This is a genomic window from Caballeronia sp. LZ033 (assembly GCF_031451265.1).
Lineage (GTDB): Bacteria > Pseudomonadota > Gammaproteobacteria > Burkholderiales > Burkholderiaceae > Caballeronia.
In genome coordinates, this window is record NZ_JARUXQ010000003.1 from 1 (window position 1) to 19,053 (window position 19,053).

11 protein-coding genes and 1 pseudogene are annotated in these 19,053 nt (G+C 62.8%); 5 read left to right on the plus strand and 7 right to left on the minus strand.

The window, feature by feature from the left end; all coding sequences use genetic code 11:
- The 5 genes and pseudogenes from QCE62_RS21305 to QCE62_RS21325 form a co-directional block, all read right to left on the minus strand.
- A pseudogene (locus QCE62_RS21305) lies at positions 1 to 186 on the minus strand (acetyl-CoA C-acetyltransferase); the annotation flags it as partial.
- 928 nt (positions 187 to 1,114) lie between these two features.
- Positions 1,115 to 3,481, minus strand: coding sequence for a cytochrome P450/oxidoreductase (locus QCE62_RS21310; protein WP_309922938.1), 2,367 nt, complete (start codon positions 3,479 to 3,481; stop codon positions 1,115 to 1,117).
- 45 nt (positions 3,482 to 3,526) lie between these two features.
- Positions 3,527 to 6,286 carry an autotransporter outer membrane beta-barrel domain-containing protein gene (locus QCE62_RS21315; protein WP_309922940.1) on the minus strand — a complete coding sequence of 920 codons (2,760 nt, stop codon included), beginning with the start codon at positions 6,284 to 6,286 and terminating at the stop codon, positions 3,527 to 3,529.
- Positions 6,287 to 6,451: 165 nt separating this feature from the next.
- Complete coding sequence (locus QCE62_RS21320; RefSeq protein ID WP_309922942.1) at positions 6,452 to 7,615, minus strand: dienelactone hydrolase family protein; 1,164 nt, start codon at positions 7,613 to 7,615, stop codon at positions 6,452 to 6,454.
- A 30-nt stretch (positions 7,616 to 7,645) separates the two neighbouring features.
- A complete protein-coding gene (locus QCE62_RS21325) occupies positions 7,646 to 8,989 on the minus strand; it encodes an Nramp family divalent metal transporter (protein WP_309922944.1) in 1,344 nt (447 codons plus the stop codon).
- A gap of 198 nt (positions 8,990 to 9,187) precedes the next feature.
- Between QCE62_RS21325 and QCE62_RS21330 the strand changes: the two genes are divergently transcribed.
- The 5 genes from QCE62_RS21330 to rpoD all read left to right on the plus strand — a co-directional run bounded on the left by QCE62_RS21330 (position 9,188) and on the right by rpoD (position 17,400).
- Positions 9,188 to 11,113: a phage integrase family protein gene (locus tag QCE62_RS21330; protein WP_309922946.1), complete on the plus strand. Its 1,926-nt coding sequence runs from the start codon at positions 9,188 to 9,190 to the stop codon at positions 11,111 to 11,113.
- Positions 11,114 to 11,304: 191 nt separating this feature from the next.
- Entirely contained in the window at positions 11,305 to 12,483 is a 1,179-nt protein-coding gene (locus QCE62_RS21335; RefSeq protein ID WP_309925244.1) for an AAA family ATPase, read from the plus strand.
- Entirely contained in the window at positions 12,484 to 13,458 is a 975-nt protein-coding gene (locus tag QCE62_RS21340; RefSeq protein ID WP_309922948.1) for a ParB/RepB/Spo0J family partition protein, read from the plus strand. It abuts the gene before it with no gap.
- A 301-nt stretch (positions 13,459 to 13,759) separates the two neighbouring features.
- Positions 13,760 to 15,085, plus strand: coding sequence for a replication protein O (locus QCE62_RS21345; RefSeq protein ID WP_309922950.1), 1,326 nt, complete (start codon positions 13,760 to 13,762; stop codon positions 15,083 to 15,085).
- 311 nt (positions 15,086 to 15,396) lie between these two features.
- Positions 15,397 to 17,400, plus strand: coding sequence for an RNA polymerase sigma factor RpoD (gene rpoD / locus QCE62_RS21350; RefSeq protein WP_309922952.1), 2,004 nt, complete (start codon positions 15,397 to 15,399; stop codon positions 17,398 to 17,400).
- 96 nt (positions 17,401 to 17,496) lie between these two features.
- Here rpoD and QCE62_RS21355 read toward each other — a convergent pair whose 3' ends face one another.
- Positions 17,497 to 17,802, minus strand: a complete 306-nt coding sequence (locus QCE62_RS21355; protein WP_309922954.1) for a hypothetical protein — start codon at positions 17,800 to 17,802, stop codon at positions 17,497 to 17,499.
- A gap of 294 nt (positions 17,803 to 18,096) precedes the next feature.
- Positions 18,097 to 18,801 (minus strand): glutathione S-transferase N-terminal domain-containing protein, encoded by a 705-nt coding sequence (locus QCE62_RS21360; protein WP_309922955.1) that lies wholly within the window; start codon positions 18,799 to 18,801, stop codon positions 18,097 to 18,099.
- Between the last annotated feature and the right edge of the window lie 252 nt (positions 18,802 to 19,053).

Genomic DNA, 19,053 nt, shown 5'->3' on the forward strand with positions numbered 1-19,053 from the left:
TCCCGAGCCCGCGGCCAGCACCTGGCCGAGAATGACTTCGCTCACCTGATCCGGCTTCACGCCTGCGCGTTCGAGCACGGCCTTGATGACCGTTGCGCCCAGTTCCGGCGCCGCGATCTTCGCGAGCGAGCCGCCGAATTTGCCCACCGCCGTACGCGCGGCCGATACGATCACTACGTCAGTCATTTTTTATCCTCGTCAAACAGTAAAAGCGTGGGTGCTTCGCCGGCCCGTGGTGAAACGAGCGGAATAAGCGTCAGGCGGTCGAGCCAGATGAATGAAGCGGGTTCGGCCCGGACGCGTCAGGTTGATAAGCCGTGTTTAGTGCAAAGCAATCAACTGACGTTTCGTCGAATGATTACGTGTTCGACATGCACTGCGCCGATGACACGGCGTGATTCGGCTTATGACTCGATCCCGGCATGGGGACTGTTGCAACCGTTGCCAGTTTCGAAAGACTGACAGGTGGCGAGATGCGTCGATCTCGAAGTGAGCAGCGTGGTCCATTTATATGGGCCTATTGGATAATCTCTCAGGTTCAGCAACGACCTTCTCTACAACCGACACCGTGAAACAGCACGCATGCGTGTTTCGGCCGCGCGAGACTCGCGCGTGCGGACATCAGGACTTGTGGAAGTTATTTGATCAGGTACGGCTTGTGCGTCGCACCAATTAGGACTGATTTTAAACGCAAAACATGCGTGAAAAATCTCATATTAGTAGGTAATAACCCTGATTTTGGTAAAAAAGGTGCTATTGAAGATGCAAGAAAGCGCAGCTTTGCTCGAACGGACGTTCAATAATCATCCCATATGACGACGAAAATTGCGCGTTCAGCCTGATGAAAGGGATATCGGGACCGTTTCGTCCCGCCCGAAAGCGTTGATTCGTTCAATCAACATGGCAGGCCCACGAACTTCCCACCATGCAGTTTGTGATCACAGATGGCAAAAACACTGTCTCTATATTTTGAAAGTAACCACCGGGTATAACCAATCATTATTTGAGAAATAATCTTTCTGTTATTCTCCGAAGATGACGCCGTTATGAAGGGACGATGATTTAAATCGACGCCGGTAATCCGCGGCAAAATGCCACCGGCATCTGGAATCGTTCAAAGCGCCAATACCAGCTTCCCGCATCGGGCGCGCGAACAGCACGCCATCATTCGCTGATTCGACTGCCGCTCGCCTTTGGTCAGCACCACGTCGCGATGGTCGATCTCGCCTTCCAGCACGCGCACTTCGCACGATCCGCACAGGCCTTCCTCACAGTCGCTCTGCACATCGATATTCGCGCGCCGCAGGGTCGTGAGCAGCGTCTGGTCGGCGGGCACGTCGAGCACCAGCCCGGAATCCTTCAATTCCACCTGGAACGCTCGTTCCTTCGAAGGATCGAGCGTGCCGAGCGTCGACGTGAAGTGCTCGATCCTCAGCGCATCCTCGGGCCATGATCCGCTCGCTTCTCCCAGCGCATCGAGCAGGCGCGCGGGACCGCATGCATAGACCTGAGTGCCTTCGCCGACCACGAGCTTCGCCGGATCGACGCGCGTGCCCTCGTCCGACACATACACGCGCAACCGTCCGCCATGCAGCGCCTGCATCTCGTCGAGGAGCGCCATCGAAGCACGTGAACGACCGCTGTAATGGACCTCGTAGTCGAGCCCGAGCGTGTGCGCGCGCCGCGCCATCGCGCTGATCGGCGTCACGCCGATGCCGCCCGCAATCAACACGAGCCGCCGCGCGGTTTCGTCGAGACGAAAGTGATTGCGCGGGCCGCGAATGCGCCAACGCGCGCCGCGCCTGACGTTCTCATGGACCCATGCTGAGCCGCCGCGTCCCGCGCTTTCGCGCAGCACCGCGATCTCGAAAGTAAGCGCATCGGCGGGGTCGCCGCACAGCGAATACTGGCGCGAAAGGCCGGTGTCGCCGCAAAGCACGTCGATGTGCGAGCCCGCCGTCCAGCGCGGCAAGGCGCGTCCGTCCGCCGATGCCAGCCGCACGCGCACGATGCCGTCGGCGCAGGCATCGGCCGACTGGACGATCACCGTCCGGCTGACCGCATGCGACGACGGCTCGCCGATGCGCACCGCCGCGCGCGGTTCGCGCACGGCGCGATTGATGCGTTCGGGGTTGAGCGCCGGCTCCCATTCCACATGCAGATGCTCCGGCCCGCGAAACGACGTGTTCGGCACATAGGTGAAGCGCTGCTCGCTCAAACGCATGTGCGGCAGGCGGCGCGTGAGTTCGTCGAGGAAGATCTGCATCTCCATGCGCGCGAGATTCTTGCCCATGCATTGATGCGCGCCATAGCCGAACGTCAGTTGATCGCTGGCGTTTTCGCGGCGGATATCGAAGAGATCGGCATCGGCGAACTGGTGTTGATCGTGATTCGCCGAAGACGTCACGATCAACAGCTTCGATCCCGCCGCAATCGCGACGCCGCCGATCGTCACGTCCTTCGTCGCGAGACGCCGCCATGCCGCGACCGAACCGTTGTGGCGCAAGCACTCTTCGACGGCATTCGGGATCAGCGTGGGATCCTCGCAGATGTCGCGCCAGGCATCCGGATGTTGCAGCAGCAGCTTGAGCGCGTTCGCGGCGGCATTGGCCGTGGTCTCGTGCGCGGCGACAATGCCGGCCATCATCATCGAGTGGAGATACGAGTCGGTGACGACGTCCGGCAGTTCCTTCTGCTTGCGAATGCCGTACTGCATCCAGCCGGGACCGGACGGATCCTCGCGCATCTTGTCCAGCACCTTGCCGGCGAACTGCCAGAACTTGCCGACCGCGTGCGCCACCTCGACCTGCTCTTCGGGCTTCGGCCGTCCCCATGTGTTGACGGTGTGCGCAATCGAATAATGGCGCAGCGTGTCCATGTCTTCCTCGGGCACGCCGAGGAAATGCAGCGCGACCGTGAGCGGCACTTCCCAGAGCATCTGGTCGACGAGATCGGCGCGGCCGTCGTCGATGAAACGGTCCACGTACTCGCGGGCGAGCGCGCGCACCATCGGTTCGTGATGCGCGAGCGCTTCGGGCGTGAACGGATCCATCAGCGCGCGACGGCGCGGCATGTGCGCCGGCTCGTCTTCGTTCACGAGCGTGCGGCTGAGCGCGAAGCCATACGAGGCGAGCACCGCGTTGGCTTCAGGGCCGGTCGGCGTGATCTTTTCCAGCGCAATCGACGGACTGAAGGTCCGGTTGTCGCGGAAGATGGCCTTGATGTCGTCGTAGCGTGTGACGATCCAGTAGCCGAGCCGCGGACTCCAGAACACCGGCTCCTGCTCGCGAGCCCAGCGCACGTATTCCGGCGGGTCCTGGTTGTAGCCGTCGCCGAAGGGATCGAACTCGGCCGCTTGCGGGCTCACCGGACAGCCGTTCGGCGCATGGATGTCATCGTGCGCCTTGTCGTGCGCCTTGTCGTGCGTTTTGTCGTGATAAGGACAGCGGGGCGCGCGATCCGCGCCGGCCACGTCGGTCATGCCTGTCTCCTGGATTTTTTATGTGTGACCGTAGTATGCAACGGCTCACCACTTCCAGCGCATTCCCGCTCCGCCCTCGATGGCGCTGCGATGCCCGCCGCCCACGTTCATCGAATAAGCGAGGTTCGCGAACAGGCTGCCGCGCGCGCTGACCTTGGCCGTGACGCCCGCGCCGAACTGCGCGATGGTCGCCGAGACTTCAGTGGGAATGACCGTCGTGCCGGCGAAGGTCGCGGTGTCGGTCGCGCCGAAATAGCGCCAGAGGTTGGCGCGCAGATAAGGTTCGAACGCAGTGCCGGCGGCATCGAAGCGGCCATAGAAGCGCACGCCGAGACGGCCGGTCAGGCCGCCGGCTTCGCTGAAAGAGACGGTGGAGATGCCGTCGTCGATATCGTTCAGATTGACGTGCTGCCAGATGAGCTGCGCCTGCGGCTCGATGCCCAGTCCGGCGGGCAGCGGAATCGGCAGGCCCGCTTCGAACGAGGCGGCGAACGCGTTGCCGTGCGTCGTCGCGCCGACGCCGCGGTCCGACTGCGGATCGACGGTCAGCGCGCTGCCGAGCACAACGGTATCCGTGTACCAGCCGCCTGGACCGATGTGCGTCCAGTAAAGGCCCGCGCTGTAGGCGTTCATCGACAGGTGCCCGGCATCCGCGTTGGGAAAGCCGAGCGCGAGCCCGCTGATGTCGCCGCTCGCGCGCGCGAAGCCCAGGAAAAAGCCGTAATGGTTGCGATGACCGCCGGTGGTTGTGTCGGCGTAGAGGTCATGGCCGATCTGCACGCCGCCGATGCCGCCGCTGAACTCGGGATCGGCGGCGCCGCTGTTGTGAAGCGTCGCATGGCCGCCCCATGCGCGCGCCCACGCCGCGGGCAGCGCGCCGTTCTCCGTCAGCAAGGCCTGATCGCCCTGGCGCTCGTGGAACGTGCCCACCTGCTGGATGGCGAGTTCGCGCGCGAGCGGCGGAACCTCCGCATAGACCGGCACTTCCATCCGATACAGCGGTGTCGGCGCCGCGCCGGGCGGCGGCGCCGGTGGAAGCGCAGGCGTACCGGGCGCCGCTTGAGGCGCGGGAATGGGTGTGGCGGGTGGCGTTGTAGTGCCGGGGTTTTCCGGTGTCGTGGGCGTTGTCGGTGTGCCCGGCGTCTGTGGCGTCACCGGCGCAGCAGGAATCGACGGCACGGCTGCAACACTCGATCGCAGATACCAGTTCTCCGACGTTCCCGCGCTCGCTCCACCCTTGAACAGATAGTAAGTGAACGCTCCCGCCTCCAGCGGACGCGCCAGCGAGAACGCACCGGCCGACGTCGTTCCCCCGCCGGTCGCCTGCACGACGAGAATGCCGTTGTTGACCGTCGAGCCGCCCTTCCCGCCGACATTCGTCACGCCGATCGACGTCGCGCCGCTTCCCGCACCCTGCGCGATCACGAGTCGGTCGCTGGGCGCGCCGTCCGCGCCGAGCGCGCTCTGCACCAGCAAGCGGCCGTTCGCGCCGATGTAGTTGCCGTTCACCGTGAACGTGTCGCGGGTGCTCGCGCCGCCGTTGGTCAGGTCGATCACGCCCGCGTTGTTCAACGTGACGCGTTGCCCGGCGACCGCCGGTAGCAGCGCCGTGGCGCCGATACCGCCCGCGAACAGCGTGCTCGTCGTGTCGAGATCGAGTGTGCCCGTGCCGGTCACGGCGTCGCCGAGCGTGAGGCCGTTCGCATCGAAGGTCAGTTGCGTGCCGTTGCGCGCGTCGATGCTCTCCCAGCCGGTAAAGCGCGCAAGACCGCTCGCCTGCACGTTGTCGAATGTGAGTGCGTCGGTTCCGTGACCGCCGTCGAAACGCGTGAGCGCGCCGAGCGTCGTGTCGTTCAGATTGCGGATGATCGCGGCATCCGCGCCGGCGCCGAGCGACACTGGTCCCGAAATCATTCCGCCGCTCCATGTGAGCGTATCCGGGCCGAAGGTCGTCGTGACGCCCATCCCGATGCTTCCGCCCGTGATGGTCAGCGCATTCGTGCCGCTGCCGAGATCGACCCGGCCGCCGATCGTGCCGCCCGACAGCGTGAAGGTGTCGTTGTTCTGCGCGGCGGTGACGTTGCCATCGACTTGTCCGCCCGACATGTCGAAGACGTTGTTGCCGACATTCAGGTCCACGGTGCCGATGCGCCCGCCCGTCATCCGCGCGATGTCGCCGTTCACGAAGACGCCGACGATGCGTCCGCCGGTCATCGTGAAATCGTCGCGCGTGTCGCCCTGATCGAGCGAGTCGACCTGGCCCGCCGTCATCGTGAAGGTGTCAAAGCCGTTGCCCTGGCGGATTTGTCCCGACACGACGCCGCCGTTCATGACGAACGTATCGTTGCCGGTGTCGGTGCTCACGGCGACGCCCGCGCCGCCTGCAATCGTGCCGGTATTGACGATCGACACGTTGATCCGCCCGTTCGCGACAATGCCCGCGCCGCTCGTTCCGCGAATCGTCCCGCTGTTGTCGGTCGTGGCCGCGCCGCCCGCGATGGAGACGCCGGTCGCGCCCTGGATCGTGCCGGCATTGTTGAGCGTGCTCGTGTTGCGCACGCTGATGGCGCTGCCTGACGTGACATTGAGCACCGCGCCGGGCGACACGTTGATCGTCACATTGGCGCTGGCGGGCGCCGTGGCGATGGGCTGCGTCGATGGATTCGGCGCGCGCGTGTCGCACGTCGCGGTCTGGCCCGCGAGCGGAGCGGTGTTGTCACAGGCGCCGTAGGCCGACGCGGCCCTCAGCACGCATGACGCACCGAAAGCAAGACAGAGCGCACGCTCGATCGATGTCGAGCGCATTGATGGCGACGCACGAGGCATACGTCCTCCGGTCGTGCGGATCGCGCCATAGTTTCACTTCGAACCATGATGCAGAGTGATTGGTGCGCGGACCGCAACGCTCCACTCAGGGTAGGCCACGTCACGCGCATGTGCAACGCCTGCTGAAGACTTTGGGTCGAACGTTCAGACAGGCTTGCCTTCGCTCGTTGCCCAGTTCGGCATGAGCGCATTGCTCGTCAAGGTTTCGTCGATGAGCTTTTGCGCCGTCTGCCGCCCCGCCACCGGCAAGCCTTCCGGATCGAGTACGCCGATCTGCACCAGCACCGACGCCTGATCCCAGTAGATGTGTTCGTTATAGAGCTTGTCGCCGCGAAAGCGGATCACGGCGAGCATCGGGACTTCGAAGTACTTTCCGGTGGGCGCGAGGCCCGGCAGCAGCCAGTCGATCTCGCGATCATGCGTTGCGCAGAACACGAACTCATCGACGACACGATCCGAACCGATCGTGCGCGACACCGGGATCAGCTTCGTGTCGGCAGGATTCGAGTGCACGAAGTGATGCGTGTAGAAGCGCTTGAGCTCGTCGTGTCCGACGCCGCCCGTCATCGTCGGAACATGATTGACGTAGGGTTCGGCGACCATCGTCGTCATGACGGACTCGACGTCGCGCGTGGCGAACTCGAAATGGCAATGCTGCTCCCACAACTGGTTCAGATCGAATACCGGACCGAGCACCTTGCGCAGCATCGAGAGCGTGCGCGAATAGGCCATCAGGGCAGCGGGCTTGTCGTAGGCCGGATTACCGGTATCGACGAAACCCGGCGCGCAGCCGGGATACACATAGCGTTCGATCGACGGCTTGCCCGCCAGCGCGGCCTCGCTCTCGCGCGGGTCGTATGCGGCCCGCTCGGCGAAGTGGAAAACGATGGGACAGCGGATCGTCGGGATTTCGGCCAGGCACGCCGGGAGGTCGTCAGGGTAGTAGCAGGCGGCGCAATCCACGTCGGCTTGCGCGGCAATGCGCGTCGCGAGCCGCCCGCCGCGCCCGAAGCCGATGACCGCGACCTTGCCCGCGTGCTGCGGCAACGCGCGCAGTCTCTCGACGAACGCCGCCACGTTATCCGCCTCCACGCCGCCCGGCAGCGGTTCGTGCGCGGGCAGGCGCGGCGCGAGCACGACGTAGCCTTCCTCGGCGTAGAGATCGGCGGTATGGCGGATGAAGTCGTCCACGCCGGAAGCATCGTGCAGCAGAACGATACCCGGCCCCGATCCCGTCGCGGGATGCGTGAAGTAGGCGGGCAAGGAAGTACCGTCGCGAAGCGTGATGTCAATGAACGTGCCGCTCATGATCTGCGTTTCCCTCTATATGGAATAGGTTTAGCGCAGGATCGTATCGGCGAGCAGCTTCACATTCAGCACGACGATCACGCCCGCGACGAGCCACGCCAGCGCCCCGGTCCAGCGCGAAATGACGAAGACGCCCATTTTGCGGCGGTCGGAGACGAAACGCACGAGCGGAATCACCGCGAACGGCAGTTGCATCGACAGGATCACCTGGCTCAGCACCAGCAATTGGCCGGTGCCCTTCTCTCCATAAATGGCGGTCACCACGATCACCGGCACGATGGCGAGCGCGCGCGTAATCAGGCGTCGCGCCCAGTTCGGGATGCGCAGGCGCAGGAAACCTTCCATCACGATCTGTCCGGCAAGCGTCGCGGTCACGGTCGAATTCAGGCCGGAGGCAAGCAGCGCGACCGCGAAGAGCGTCGATGCAATGCCCAGGCCGAGCAGCGGCGACAGCAAGCGGAACGCGTCGCCGATTTCCGCGACGTCCTCGTGACCGTTCGCGTGAAACACGGCCGCCGCCACGATCAGGATCGCCGCGTTGATGAACAGGGCGAGCGTCAGGGCGATCGTGCTGTCGAGGGTCGCCCAGCGGATCGCCTCGCGCCGCGCCTTCACGGATTTGCCGTAGGCGCGTGTCTGCACGATCGACGAATGCAGGTAGAGGTTGTGCGGCATCACCGTCGCGCCGAGGATGCCGATCGCCACGTACAGCATCTCCCGATCGGCGACGATGCGCGGCGTCGGCACGAAACCGCGCAGCACTTCACTGAACGGCGGCGCGGCGGCCGCGATCTGCAACGCGAAACACCCTGCGATCACAACCAGCAACGCGATCACGAATGCTTCGAGCAGCCGGAAACCGCGGTTGATCAGCAGGAGCAGCAGGAAGGCGTCGAGCGCGGTGAGCAGCGCGCCCGCGATCAGCGGAATGCCGAACAGCAATTGCAGCGCGATTGCCGTGCCGATCACCTCGGCCAGATCGCAGGCGATGATCGCGGCCTCGCACGCGATCCACAGCGCGATGTTCACGGGCTTCGGATAGTGTTCGCGGCACGCCTGCGCGAGATCGCGTCCGGTCGCGACGCCCAGACGGACGGCGAGCGCCTGCAACAGGATCGCCATCAGGTTCGACAGGAGGATGACGCTGAGCAGCGTGTAGCCGAAGCGCGAGCCGCCGGCGAGATCCGTGGCCCAGTTGCCCGGATCCATATAGCCGACCGAAATCATGTAGCCGGGACCGGCGAAGGCGAGGAAGCGGCGGATCCATCGGCCGCCCGTCGGCACATGCACGGATGCGTACACTTCGGGCAGGCTGGGGCGCGACTCGGCTTCCTGCTCCGACGGCTTCGGTGTATGGCGGACGGGATCAAGCATCGGCTCGCTTCCTCCGGGCATGGCGGGTTGGACCTGCTCGAAATATGCGCCGAGGCTTGGGGCGCTGGCAAGCGAGGGGCTTTGGCGGTCATCGACATCGGCAGCCTGATAATCACACTTATCAGATGTAGCGATTTTCCTTGTCAAATTCGAAGCTGGTTGATAACCTCGCCGCAAATGACTGAAAAGAAAGGATAAATGGCTAGCGACACGCCCTCCTCCTTGGTTCATGGCGCTCAAGCGGGGCGTATCGACGGACCCAGTCGGCTGACCCGTCAGCACTTCGCGCTGTATCGCGGTTATCTCGATGGCGTCGCCGAGGCACAGCTCCATGCGTCCTATGGCGACGCGGGAACCGATGTGCGCGTGACGCGGCGACTCATCGACGTTCTGCGCGACACGCTTTCCGTACTGGCACGCCGGGCGCGGGACACCGAGGCGGCGCATCTTCTGCGGCTGCGCCCGGGCAGCATCCCGCTGTTCGAGGCAACGCCCGACTCGGCGGCCCCATCGCTCGACGAATTCCGCGAACGGATCGATCCGGATGGCGTGTACGGCGAATCCGAATTGCTCGCGCTGTTCGAGGAGGCCTATCCGCCGGGCAGTTCGCCCGCGCTCGATCGTCGCGCGGCCCGCAACGCCCGGCTGCGGCGGCGGCAGGCGGAAGCGCTCGCGCGCATGGAAGCGAGCCTGGTTCAGGAACCGCGCCCCGATCATCCCGTCGACGGCTGGTTCGAACCGGCAGTCAGCGCGCGGCTGGCGGCGGCCGGGTTGATGACCGTCGGGGATGTCATCGAACGTGTCGAGCAGCGCGGGCATCGGTGGTATGCGTCCGTGCCGCGGCTCGGGCCGAAGGGCGCACAGAGGGTCGTCGACTGGCTGCGGCTTCACGAGCAGGCGCTTCAGTGCTCGATTTCTCCACGCGCGCTGTTGCCACGTCGGCAGTGGCAGCCCGTGGCCGCGAGCCACGGAGAGCACGCTCCGCTCACGGTCGCGCCACTCGAAGCGCTGCGGGTGCCGGCGGCGCTCGACGGGTCCAAGGGGACGAATCGGGCCGCATCAGTCGCGCGTTTCAACACGGACATCCGGGCGATTTTCGCGTGGCTCGACGCCCGGTCCGCCAGCGAACACACGCGCCGCGCGTACCGGCGCGAGGCCGAGCGGCTCCTGCTCTGGGCCGTTCTGGAGCAGGAAAAGGCGCTTTCATCACTGGACGCGCACGCGTGCGCGGACTATATCGACCGATTTCTCTCAGACCCGCAGCCGGCGGGGCGCTGGATTTCCGCGCGTCGCGGCGAACGCGCGTTCTCGGGCTGGCGCCCGTTCGCCGGGCCGCTTTCCGATCGGAGCCGGGAAACCGCGCGCTCCATTCTCACCGCGATGTGCGAGTGGCTGGTCGGCGAGCGTTATCTGGCCGTCAATCCCTTTACCGGCGTGCCGCGGGTGATGAAGCCGGCTGCCTTCGACGCCTCGTCGCGCACGTTCAGCCAGGCACAGTGGGGCGCGCTGCTCCAATCCGTCACGCGAACGGAATACAGCTTCGCGGAACATCGCGATCGGCTCGCCCTGCTGCTGGCCTACTCGACTGGCTTGCGGCGCGCCGAACTGGCTGATGCGAGCACCGGCGCGCTGAGTGTCGGGAGCCTCGACGGCGTGGATGATCCGGTGTGGCGATTGAACGTCGAGTCGGGGCGCGGGACACGTCGGAGCGTGTTGCTGCCGGCGGTCGTCATCGAGACGCTGCGGGAGAATCTGGCGCTTCGCGGCTTGCCCGAGCCGCTGGCGTGCGCGGCGGACACGCCCTTGCTTGCCCAGGCGCGCAGCGGTTTGCCCATCACGCCGGACGGCGTCGGTAAGCTTCTCAAGGGAATCTTTTCCCGCGCGGCCGCTCAGGCTGATTCCGAGGCCCCCGGCAGCGGCCACGCCCTGCAGCGCGCGAGCACGCATTGGCTTCGCCACACTCACTCGACGCACGCGCTCAGTCACGGCGTCGATCTGCACGAAGTCGGCGCCGGACTTGGCCACGCAAGCCGTTCGACCACGGCGCTCTATCTGGAAAACGACGATCCTCGCCGCCTTCTGGGCCTGGAAACCCTGATCCGAAGCCTGTCCAGCGACCGGTAAACCGGGACGCTGCGGCGATTTCGTGTTTACTTGGGCGACAGACGTTGTAAAAATGTCCGCTGCGGGCAGTCAAACACCTCAGAGTTTACTTGAGGTTTACCGGTTCGCCGTTTATTCTTCGGTTTGCAGCTTGTTTTCCACAAACCGAAGAATTACTTGCCTACCCAAGCCCGCCAGTGACTGCGAATTCCATGCTAAGCGCTCGGCTTCCCGAAGTCGATCAATCCGTTTCGATCGAAACGCTCTTGGGAGTGGCCGCCCAAGCCACTGACATCCTCAATCAGATCCGCGATGCAATGTTGGAGCCGTATCCGCGCAAGAGCGCGCCGACATTCACCAGCTCGCAGGTTGCGTCGCTGTGCGGTATCGACAAGCAACGCTTCCAGTACCTGACGACCAAAGGCGACTTGCCCGCGGGTACGTCGAAGGGCGCCGGACGAAGCAAGGAGTTCACGCTCGAGGAAGCCCTCACCTGGATCCGGTCGACGCGGGAACGCGTCCGGCGGCCTGAAGGGAAGCGCGGGCGCATCGTGACGGTGGCGAATTTCAAGGGCGGCGTTGCCAAGACCACGACCGCGGTATCGGCAGCGCAGGCGCTGACGCTGCTCGGGCGCAAGGTGCTGGTCATCGACTGCGATCCGCAGGGGACCACCACACAATTGTGCGGCTGGGCGCCCGACGCCGAAATTTCCGATGACCAGACGCTGCTGCCGCTCATTTATGGCGATCAGCAGACGCTGCACTACGCGGTGCAGGAGACGTATTGGCACAACCTGGATCTGATCCCGGCTTCTTCGTCATTGTTCGACGCCGAGTTCGAGATCCCGGCAAAGGTGCTGAACGACAGCACGTTCGAATTTTGGGAGATCGTGCACAAGGGCCTGATGCCGCTGACCGAGGAGTACGACGCGGTCATCATCGACACGCCGCCTGCGCTCAGTTATCTCACGATCAACGCGCTGCTGGCGTCGGATGCGATCCTGCTGCCCTGCCCGCCCGAAGCCCTCGATTTCGCCAGTTCGACCCAGTTCTGGCATCTCTTCGCGGACATCGCGAAGAAGCTGCCGGGCGTGCTCGAGCAGAAGCGTTTCGACTTCGTCAATGTGATCCTGACCAAGGCAAAGTCGGACGACGTTTCGCGCGTCGTGCGTGGCTGGCTGCAAAAAGCGTATGGCGACCGCGTATTGCCGTTCGAGATCCCCGAGTCGACCGTTCCGAAGGGTGCATCGGCTCAATTGTCCACGGTGTATGACCTGTCGAAACCGGATGGCAGCACGGCTGCCTACAACCGGTTCAAGGAACCGCTCGACAGACTCGCGGAACACCTCGACGCGCAGTTCGTTCGCGCCTGGAATCAGACGGAGGTTTAAATGGGTATCGGGGACAGACTCCTCGCGAAGACCGCAAATATCGGCAGCAAACCGGCGGAGACTTCGCATCAGCAGCGGCCAGTCAGCGCGGAGGCGCGCACGTCGCCCGGCAGATTGATGGACGCGCAGAATCGCATCAATTCGGCGCAGGCGCGAATCAAGGAACTCGAAACTCAACTCGAGGAACGAGCGGCGCTGGAAGTGCCGCTCGACTCGCTTGTGGAGATCGACGGCAGACGGCGCAAGCTGACGGCCGAGCAGTTTCAGGAGCTGAAAAGCAACCTGGCGCAACATGCGCTCGCGACGCCCATTCTGGTGCGGGCCCTGCCTGACGCACGCTACGAGATTGTTGCGGGTCACAATCGGGTCGCCGCTTACCGCGAACTGGGCCGCGCGACGATCCGGGCGAACGTGGCGTCGATTGAAGAAGGTGAGATCGAGTTCGCTGCGTTCTTTTCGAACTTGCTGTCGCCGTCGCTTACCGACTTTGAGAAGTATTGGAACTTCAAACGGCTGCAGGAATTGAGCGGGCTGACGCGCACTGAGATTTCAGAGAGCGCCGGACTGAGCAAGAGTCACGTCACACGGATCTTTTCTTTCGACGCCCTTCCGGATGCAGCCAAGGTGGCGCTCGCCGAGCGGCCTGAACGACTCGGAAGCAATGCTGCTCAGAAACTGGCAGCACTGACAGAAGCGGGCAAAGCGGAAAAGGTAATCGAAGCAGTACGCCGTCTGGTTGACGACGAAGCGTTCACGCAAGACAAAGCCGTGTCGTTCGTGGCTGAAAAGCCGCGCGTTGCGACACCTAGCGCGACTGTAGTTCGCACGGGAAGAAGAAAGGTATGTGAGGTGTCGACGCGCAATGGTGTTGTGGGCGTCCGATTCTTCGAAAAGGATGCGACGGAGGCGGAACAGTGGGGGCAGCGTATCGCGGAATTCATCAACCAGACGCTGCGTGAATCAGAACAAGATTGAGCTCTAATAGGTTTTCTTTTGAAATCAATCGCTTAGCTGATTCACAAAGATTCAAGGCAGATGACTCTAGTAGAAACTCCTTAGAAATCAACAGCTTGAAACTTCAGAAACAAGAGGTCGCTATGTAAATAGCACACGCTAGAAAGACAAAAGCCTTCGGCGCCAACCGAAGGCTTTTGAATATTGGGCTTTACTGCAAGTCGCCCGGTCCGCTTCCCGACGCCAATCGGGTCACGAGTACGCACCTCGAAGTTTAGCGGAACGCGATAAGCAGTCAAGCGTTTGTCTTCCATTTTTCGAAATGGACGTTCTTGATATGCGTATCGCGCAACATTCCGTTGCAGGCGAGGTGGATGTTCGCCCGCAGAATTCCGAACTGCCTACCTTGGAGCAAGATCAGCGGGCTCTCGACGAGTACGCGTGCGATCGCTCCAACCTTCCTTGGGTGATTTTTCGTGCAGCACATCGGGCCACGCATACGTCTGCGCTCCCGGCTCGTGCGCGTGCGCTGTTCGCCGCCCTCGCTCGCACCGTCGATGCCAGGAAGCCCTACGCGGCGATCTTTGCCCGTCGCGAACTGCTGACTGGCCGCGCGATGCAATCCATGCGGACGTTCTATCGCAGTCTCGACGATCTCGAAACAGCTGGTTTCATCACCAGGCCGCCCCAGATGCGCTACGGTTCCGCCGGGCTCTTCGGCAGGGCTTATCTGCACCTGACGTCCAAGGCAGCGACCCTGCTCGGCCTGGTGGAGTCTGATGTCTGCTCCGAATCGACGTCGGCCGAAGCGCGGACGCCGTCTGCCGGCACCGCACCTGAGCTTTCTTTGGCGCGGCCGTGTGCCACGCTGGCAGACGGCGCTATATATAAGGATCTAAACCCTACTCGTCAAAAGAGACAACCAGGACGCCTCCCCGCGGACCTTCAACGCCTCCTGCCACTGGGATTTCGTGAATTTCTGATTTTCAAACTCATGAGCGAGGCGAAGCGCGCCGGGAAGCTGCTCTCGGATGTCGTCGAAGCCAGCTGGCAGCACCTCCGCCGCGCGACGCACCCGATCAGCTACCTGCGCACTCTGCTGCGTGCTCCCGTTGATTTCGCGTATCGGCTGCGCGTTCAGCGCATCGCCGTTGAAGCCGACCGACAGCAGCAGGAGCGCGAGACGCACGTCGAACGCACAGTCGTTCATCTCGCCGGACAGGCCTTCGCCAGTCGCGATGGATTGCGTACGTACCATGTCTCGACCGACGCAACCTCGGTCACGATCCATCATCGTGACGAAGCTCGTCCCCGTGTCCACGCCGGGAATTGGGCCCAGGATTTCGTGGCTGCGATGGAAGCAGGACAGATCGTCGGGATAGACGCGGCTCGTTCACTCGGCGCTCAGCCGCGGACACTGACCACTCCGGAGTCGAAGGCAGCCTCGTCTGGATCGGAGCAACGTATGCGCGAACTCAGACAATTCCTCCGCTTGAAGCAAGCCGGAATCACCCCAACTAGGTCTGCGAGGGCAGTCGAGGCACCCGTTGCATCGCCTGCATTGCCCGAAGTCGCTCGCAAGCCGTTGGGCGAGTTTTTGCGAAAGTTATCCAGTGTCGCAGTACAACTCGATCCAACCCCATTTTGAACGCCCATGGGGTTGACTCCTGCTGATCTATAGCCACTCGCTTGCAAGGTTGTGCCGAGAGACCAGCCGAGCGCCGCCAACAAAAGTTTTCAGAATATGTGCTGCGACGCAGCAGGACCTGATAAACTCTAAGGTTGCGTCTGAGAGGGCGTTTGAAAAGCGCGGCCGCGCGTGAATGCGGTCTGCGTGTTTTGCTCGATGCGATTTTCAGCAAGCCGTCCGTGGTCGAAGCTGTCATCGAAATCATTGCGAGCCGTTACGCTCGCTACCGGGGATCTGTCGTCGCCGAGCAAACCTGTCGAGGAGAAAGTATGGCAAGTTTTGATCGGGAAGATTCGGAGCTGGACATCGTCGCACCGGCGCGCAAGTCGCCGGGACGGCGGTCGAACAAAGGCAAGGGCCAGGCCGGCACGACGCAGCCCGATGTCGCAATGACCGCAGAGCAGAATGAAGAGCGTCAGCGCCAGATGCGCGCGCTCATCCAGTTGGGCAAGGAACGCGGTTATCTCACGCACGCTGAAATCAGCGACCACCTGCCGGACAACTTCGCTGAAACCGCAGCGATGGAAACCATCGTCAGCACGTTCAATGACATGGGCGTCGCGGTTTACGAGCAGGCTCCGGACGCCGAAACGCTGTTGCTGAACGACACCGCGCCGAGCGTCGTTACTGACGAGCAATCGGACGAAGAAGCGGAAAACGCGCTTTCCACCGTCGATTCCGAATTCGGCCGCACCACCGACCCCGTCCGCATGTACATGCGCGAAATGGGCGCCACCGAGCTGCTCACGCGCGCGGGCGAAATCGCCATCGCGAAGCGCATCGAAGACGGTCTGCATGAAATGATTCAGGCCATCGCCGCCTGTCCGTCGACGGTCGCAAGCATTCTCGCGGACGCGGCCCAGGTCGAAGCCGGTGAGCTAAAGATCGACGACCTCGTCGACGGCCTGAAGGAAGAAGACACGGAAGACGCGGACATGTCCGCATCCGACACCGCCGATTCAGCCGATATCGATACGGATACCGATGAATCCGACGAAGATTCGGATGACGAAGATGATCTCGACGGCGACGATGCCGGCGCATCGAACGAAGCGCGCCTGAAGCAGTTGAAGGCCGATTGCCTCGCCATCTTCGCACGCGTCAGCGAACTCGCCGAACAGGCAAGTCATCCGAAGGGTTCGGGCGTGATCGCGTCGAAGGGTGTGGAAAAGGCGCGTGCCGAAATCCAGCGCGAGCTCGGTTCCATCCGCTTCACGGCCAAGACCATCGACCGCCTCTGTGCCGACGTGCATCAGCAGGTCGCGCAAGTGCGTGAGATCGAACGTCGTGTCCTGGCTATCGCGGTCGACCGTTGCGGCATGCCGCGCGAGAAGTTCGTCGAGTCGTTCCCGGGCCACGAGACCGACCTCGAGTGGACCGCGCGTACGGCGGCGTCGTCGAAGCACTATGGCGCATCGCTCGAGCGCAGCTTGCCGGCCATTCAGGCTGAACAGCAAAAGCTCATCGACATTGAAGGCGTCGTGCAAATGCCGCTCAAGCAACTGAAGCAGATCAACCGTCAGATGACGGCTGCCGAGCTGAAGATGCGTCAGGCCAAGCGCGAGATGATCGAAGCCAACCTGCGTCTCGTGATCTCGATTGCCAAGAAGTACGTCAATCGCGGCATGCAGTTCCTGGATCTGATCCAGGAAGGCAACATCGGTCTGATGAAGGCGGTGGACAAGTTCGAATATCGCCGTGGCTGGAAGTTCTCGACCTACGCAACGTGGTGGGTGCGTCAGGCCGTGACGCGTTCGCTGGCCGATCAGGCGCGCACGATCCGCGTGCCGGTTCACATGATCGAAACGATCAACAAGCTGAACCGCATCTCGCGCGAGATCCTGCAGCAGACCGGTCAGGAAGCGCATCCGTCGGTGCTCGCCGAGCGCATGGAAATGCCGGAAGAAAAGATCCGCGGCATTCTCAAGATCGCGAAGCAGCCGGTGTCGCTCGAAACGCCGGTCGGCGAAGATGCCGATGCAACGCTGGGCGACATGATCGAAGATCAGGGCGCGACGTCGCCGGCCGAGGCCGCAGTGCATGCGAACATGCGCGCTGCCATCGACGACGCGTTGAACGCACTCTCGCCGCGTGAAGCGAAGGTGCTGCGTATGCGTTTCGGTATCGATACGGCGTCGGACTATACGCTCGAAGAACTGGGCAAGCAGTTCGATGTCACGCGCGAGCGTATTCGCCAGATCGAGAGCAAGGCCATGCGCAAGCTCATGCATCCGAGCCGCGCTGACAAGCTGCGTCCTTTCCTGGACCGCTAAGCGCTCAAGCCGCCCGGACTTCGGTCCGGGCAAGCCGAGACTGAACGCGTGCCGCCTTATCGGGCGGCACGCGTTTTTTTATACGCGCGCAACTCATCAGCCGTGCGCCGAGCCTTTCGCACCGCCCGGCGGCGAGCATGCTTCGAGCGCGACGATCGCCTTGTGCGCCAGAGTCAGCGTCTCTTCACACGCGTGCTGGTCGCGGAACTTCGAACAGCCGCCGCCCGCATCGACCTTGGCCACCGCGTCGCGCAACTTGCCCAGCGCGGATTGCGGAGAGCCGGCGTCCCGGATGATCGAAGCGAGATCGAAGGCGCTGCCGGAATCCGTTTCGACATAGCCCGGACAGGGCGCCTCCGCATGCGCAGCGACACCAATCAATCCGATGGCCGATAGCAGCATGAATCGGCGCAAACGGCGTAGGGGCGAAAACGTAGCATTCATGGAGGTCTCCACCTCGACTTCGGAACAGGATCAACGACTTGCAGCGAGCGAGAAGACTTATCCCCAGAACCGGAGCACAAGGGTGTGGATATCCTGGGCATCCGTCGCGCAAGACGTTGACGCGCAACACTATTCTTGCGACGTTTGAAATTCGCGCAGCTGACGTCTGCCGATTGTGAACCCATTGCCCGAACCGTGTCATCCGATCGAAAAGCGCCGCTTTCGACACAGCCCCGCACGCTCGAAATCCGATTACCCCCGCTTCGGAATGTCGAGACCGCGTATCACGGCCGGCCGCTGCAGGAATGCGTCGAGGGCGCGCTCGACGTTCTTGAACTCGTGAAAGTCAACGAGCTCGCGAGCCTCGTAGAATCCGACCAGATTGCGCACCCACGGGAAGATGGAAATATCGGCGATCGTGTATTCGTCGCCGATGATCCACTCGCGCTCGTCGAGTTGCCGATCGAGCACCGTAAGCAGCCGCTTCGACTCCGCGACATACCGCGCGCGCGGCCGCTTGTCCTCGAATTCCTTGCCAGCAAACTTGTTGAAGAATCCCACCTGCCCGAACATCGGCCCGATGCCGCCCATCTGGAACATCAGCCATTGCAGCGTCTCATAACGCTTCGCGATGTCCTCGGGCATCAGCTGCCCGCTCTTCGCCGCCAGATAAACCAGGATCGCGCCGGATTCGAACAGCGGAAGGGGCGCGCCATTCGGTCCGTTCGGATCGATGATCGCGGGAATCTTGTTGTTCGGATTCAGCGAAACGAATTCCGGCGACATCTGGTCGTTCGCATCGAAACGCACCAGATGGGGTTCGTACGACAGGCCGGTTTCCTCGAGCATGATGGAAACCTTGACGCCATTCGGCGTCGGCAGCGAGTAGAGCTGAATGCGCTCCGGATGCTGGGCGGGCCATTTTTGGGTGATCGGGAAGTCGGTGAGCGCGGTCATTGGAAGTCCTCTGAGGGTCGAATCGCAGAATATAACCAAGTCGCCGAATTTCCGTTTCGCACCACTGTCGCGCGCAGGGTCATCGAAACGACATCGCTCCGCGGGAAAATTGAGGGATCTCGAACAGACTGGCTCGGTCGAAACGCAGATTCTGTCCTTACCTCGACTACAAAAACGATTGTAGGATTCACTACACGAGCACGAGGATTAAGCGAAGCGCCCGACAAAGAATTCAAACCACCTACAAGAAGC

Coding starts and splice junctions, on each gene's coding strand:
- QCE62_RS21310 (WP_309922938.1), bottom strand. CDS start 3,481: ATGACCGACGTGGCCGGCGCGGATCGCGCGCCCCGCTGTCCTTATCAC.
- QCE62_RS21315 (WP_309922940.1), bottom strand. CDS start 6,286: ATGCGCTCGACATCGATCGAGCGTGCGCTCTGTCTTGCTTTCGGTGCG.
- QCE62_RS21320 (WP_309922942.1), bottom strand. CDS start 7,615: ATGAGCGGCACGTTCATTGACATCACGCTTCGCGACGGTACTTCCTTG.
- QCE62_RS21325 (WP_309922944.1), bottom strand. CDS start 8,989: ATGCTTGATCCCGTCCGCCATACACCGAAGCCGTCGGAGCAGGAAGCC.
- QCE62_RS21330 (WP_309922946.1), top strand. CDS start 9,188: ATGGCTAGCGACACGCCCTCCTCCTTGGTTCATGGCGCTCAAGCGGGG.
- QCE62_RS21335 (WP_309925244.1), top strand. CDS start 11,305: ATGCTAAGCGCTCGGCTTCCCGAAGTCGATCAATCCGTTTCGATCGAA.
- QCE62_RS21340 (WP_309922948.1), top strand. CDS start 12,484: ATGGGTATCGGGGACAGACTCCTCGCGAAGACCGCAAATATCGGCAGC.
- QCE62_RS21345 (WP_309922950.1), top strand. CDS start 13,760: ATGGACGTTCTTGATATGCGTATCGCGCAACATTCCGTTGCAGGCGAG.
- rpoD (WP_309922952.1), top strand. CDS start 15,397: ATGGCAAGTTTTGATCGGGAAGATTCGGAGCTGGACATCGTCGCACCG.
- QCE62_RS21355 (WP_309922954.1), bottom strand. CDS start 17,802: ATGCTGCTATCGGCCATCGGATTGATTGGTGTCGCTGCGCATGCGGAG.
- QCE62_RS21360 (WP_309922955.1), bottom strand. CDS start 18,801: ATGACCGCGCTCACCGACTTCCCGATCACCCAAAAATGGCCCGCCCAG.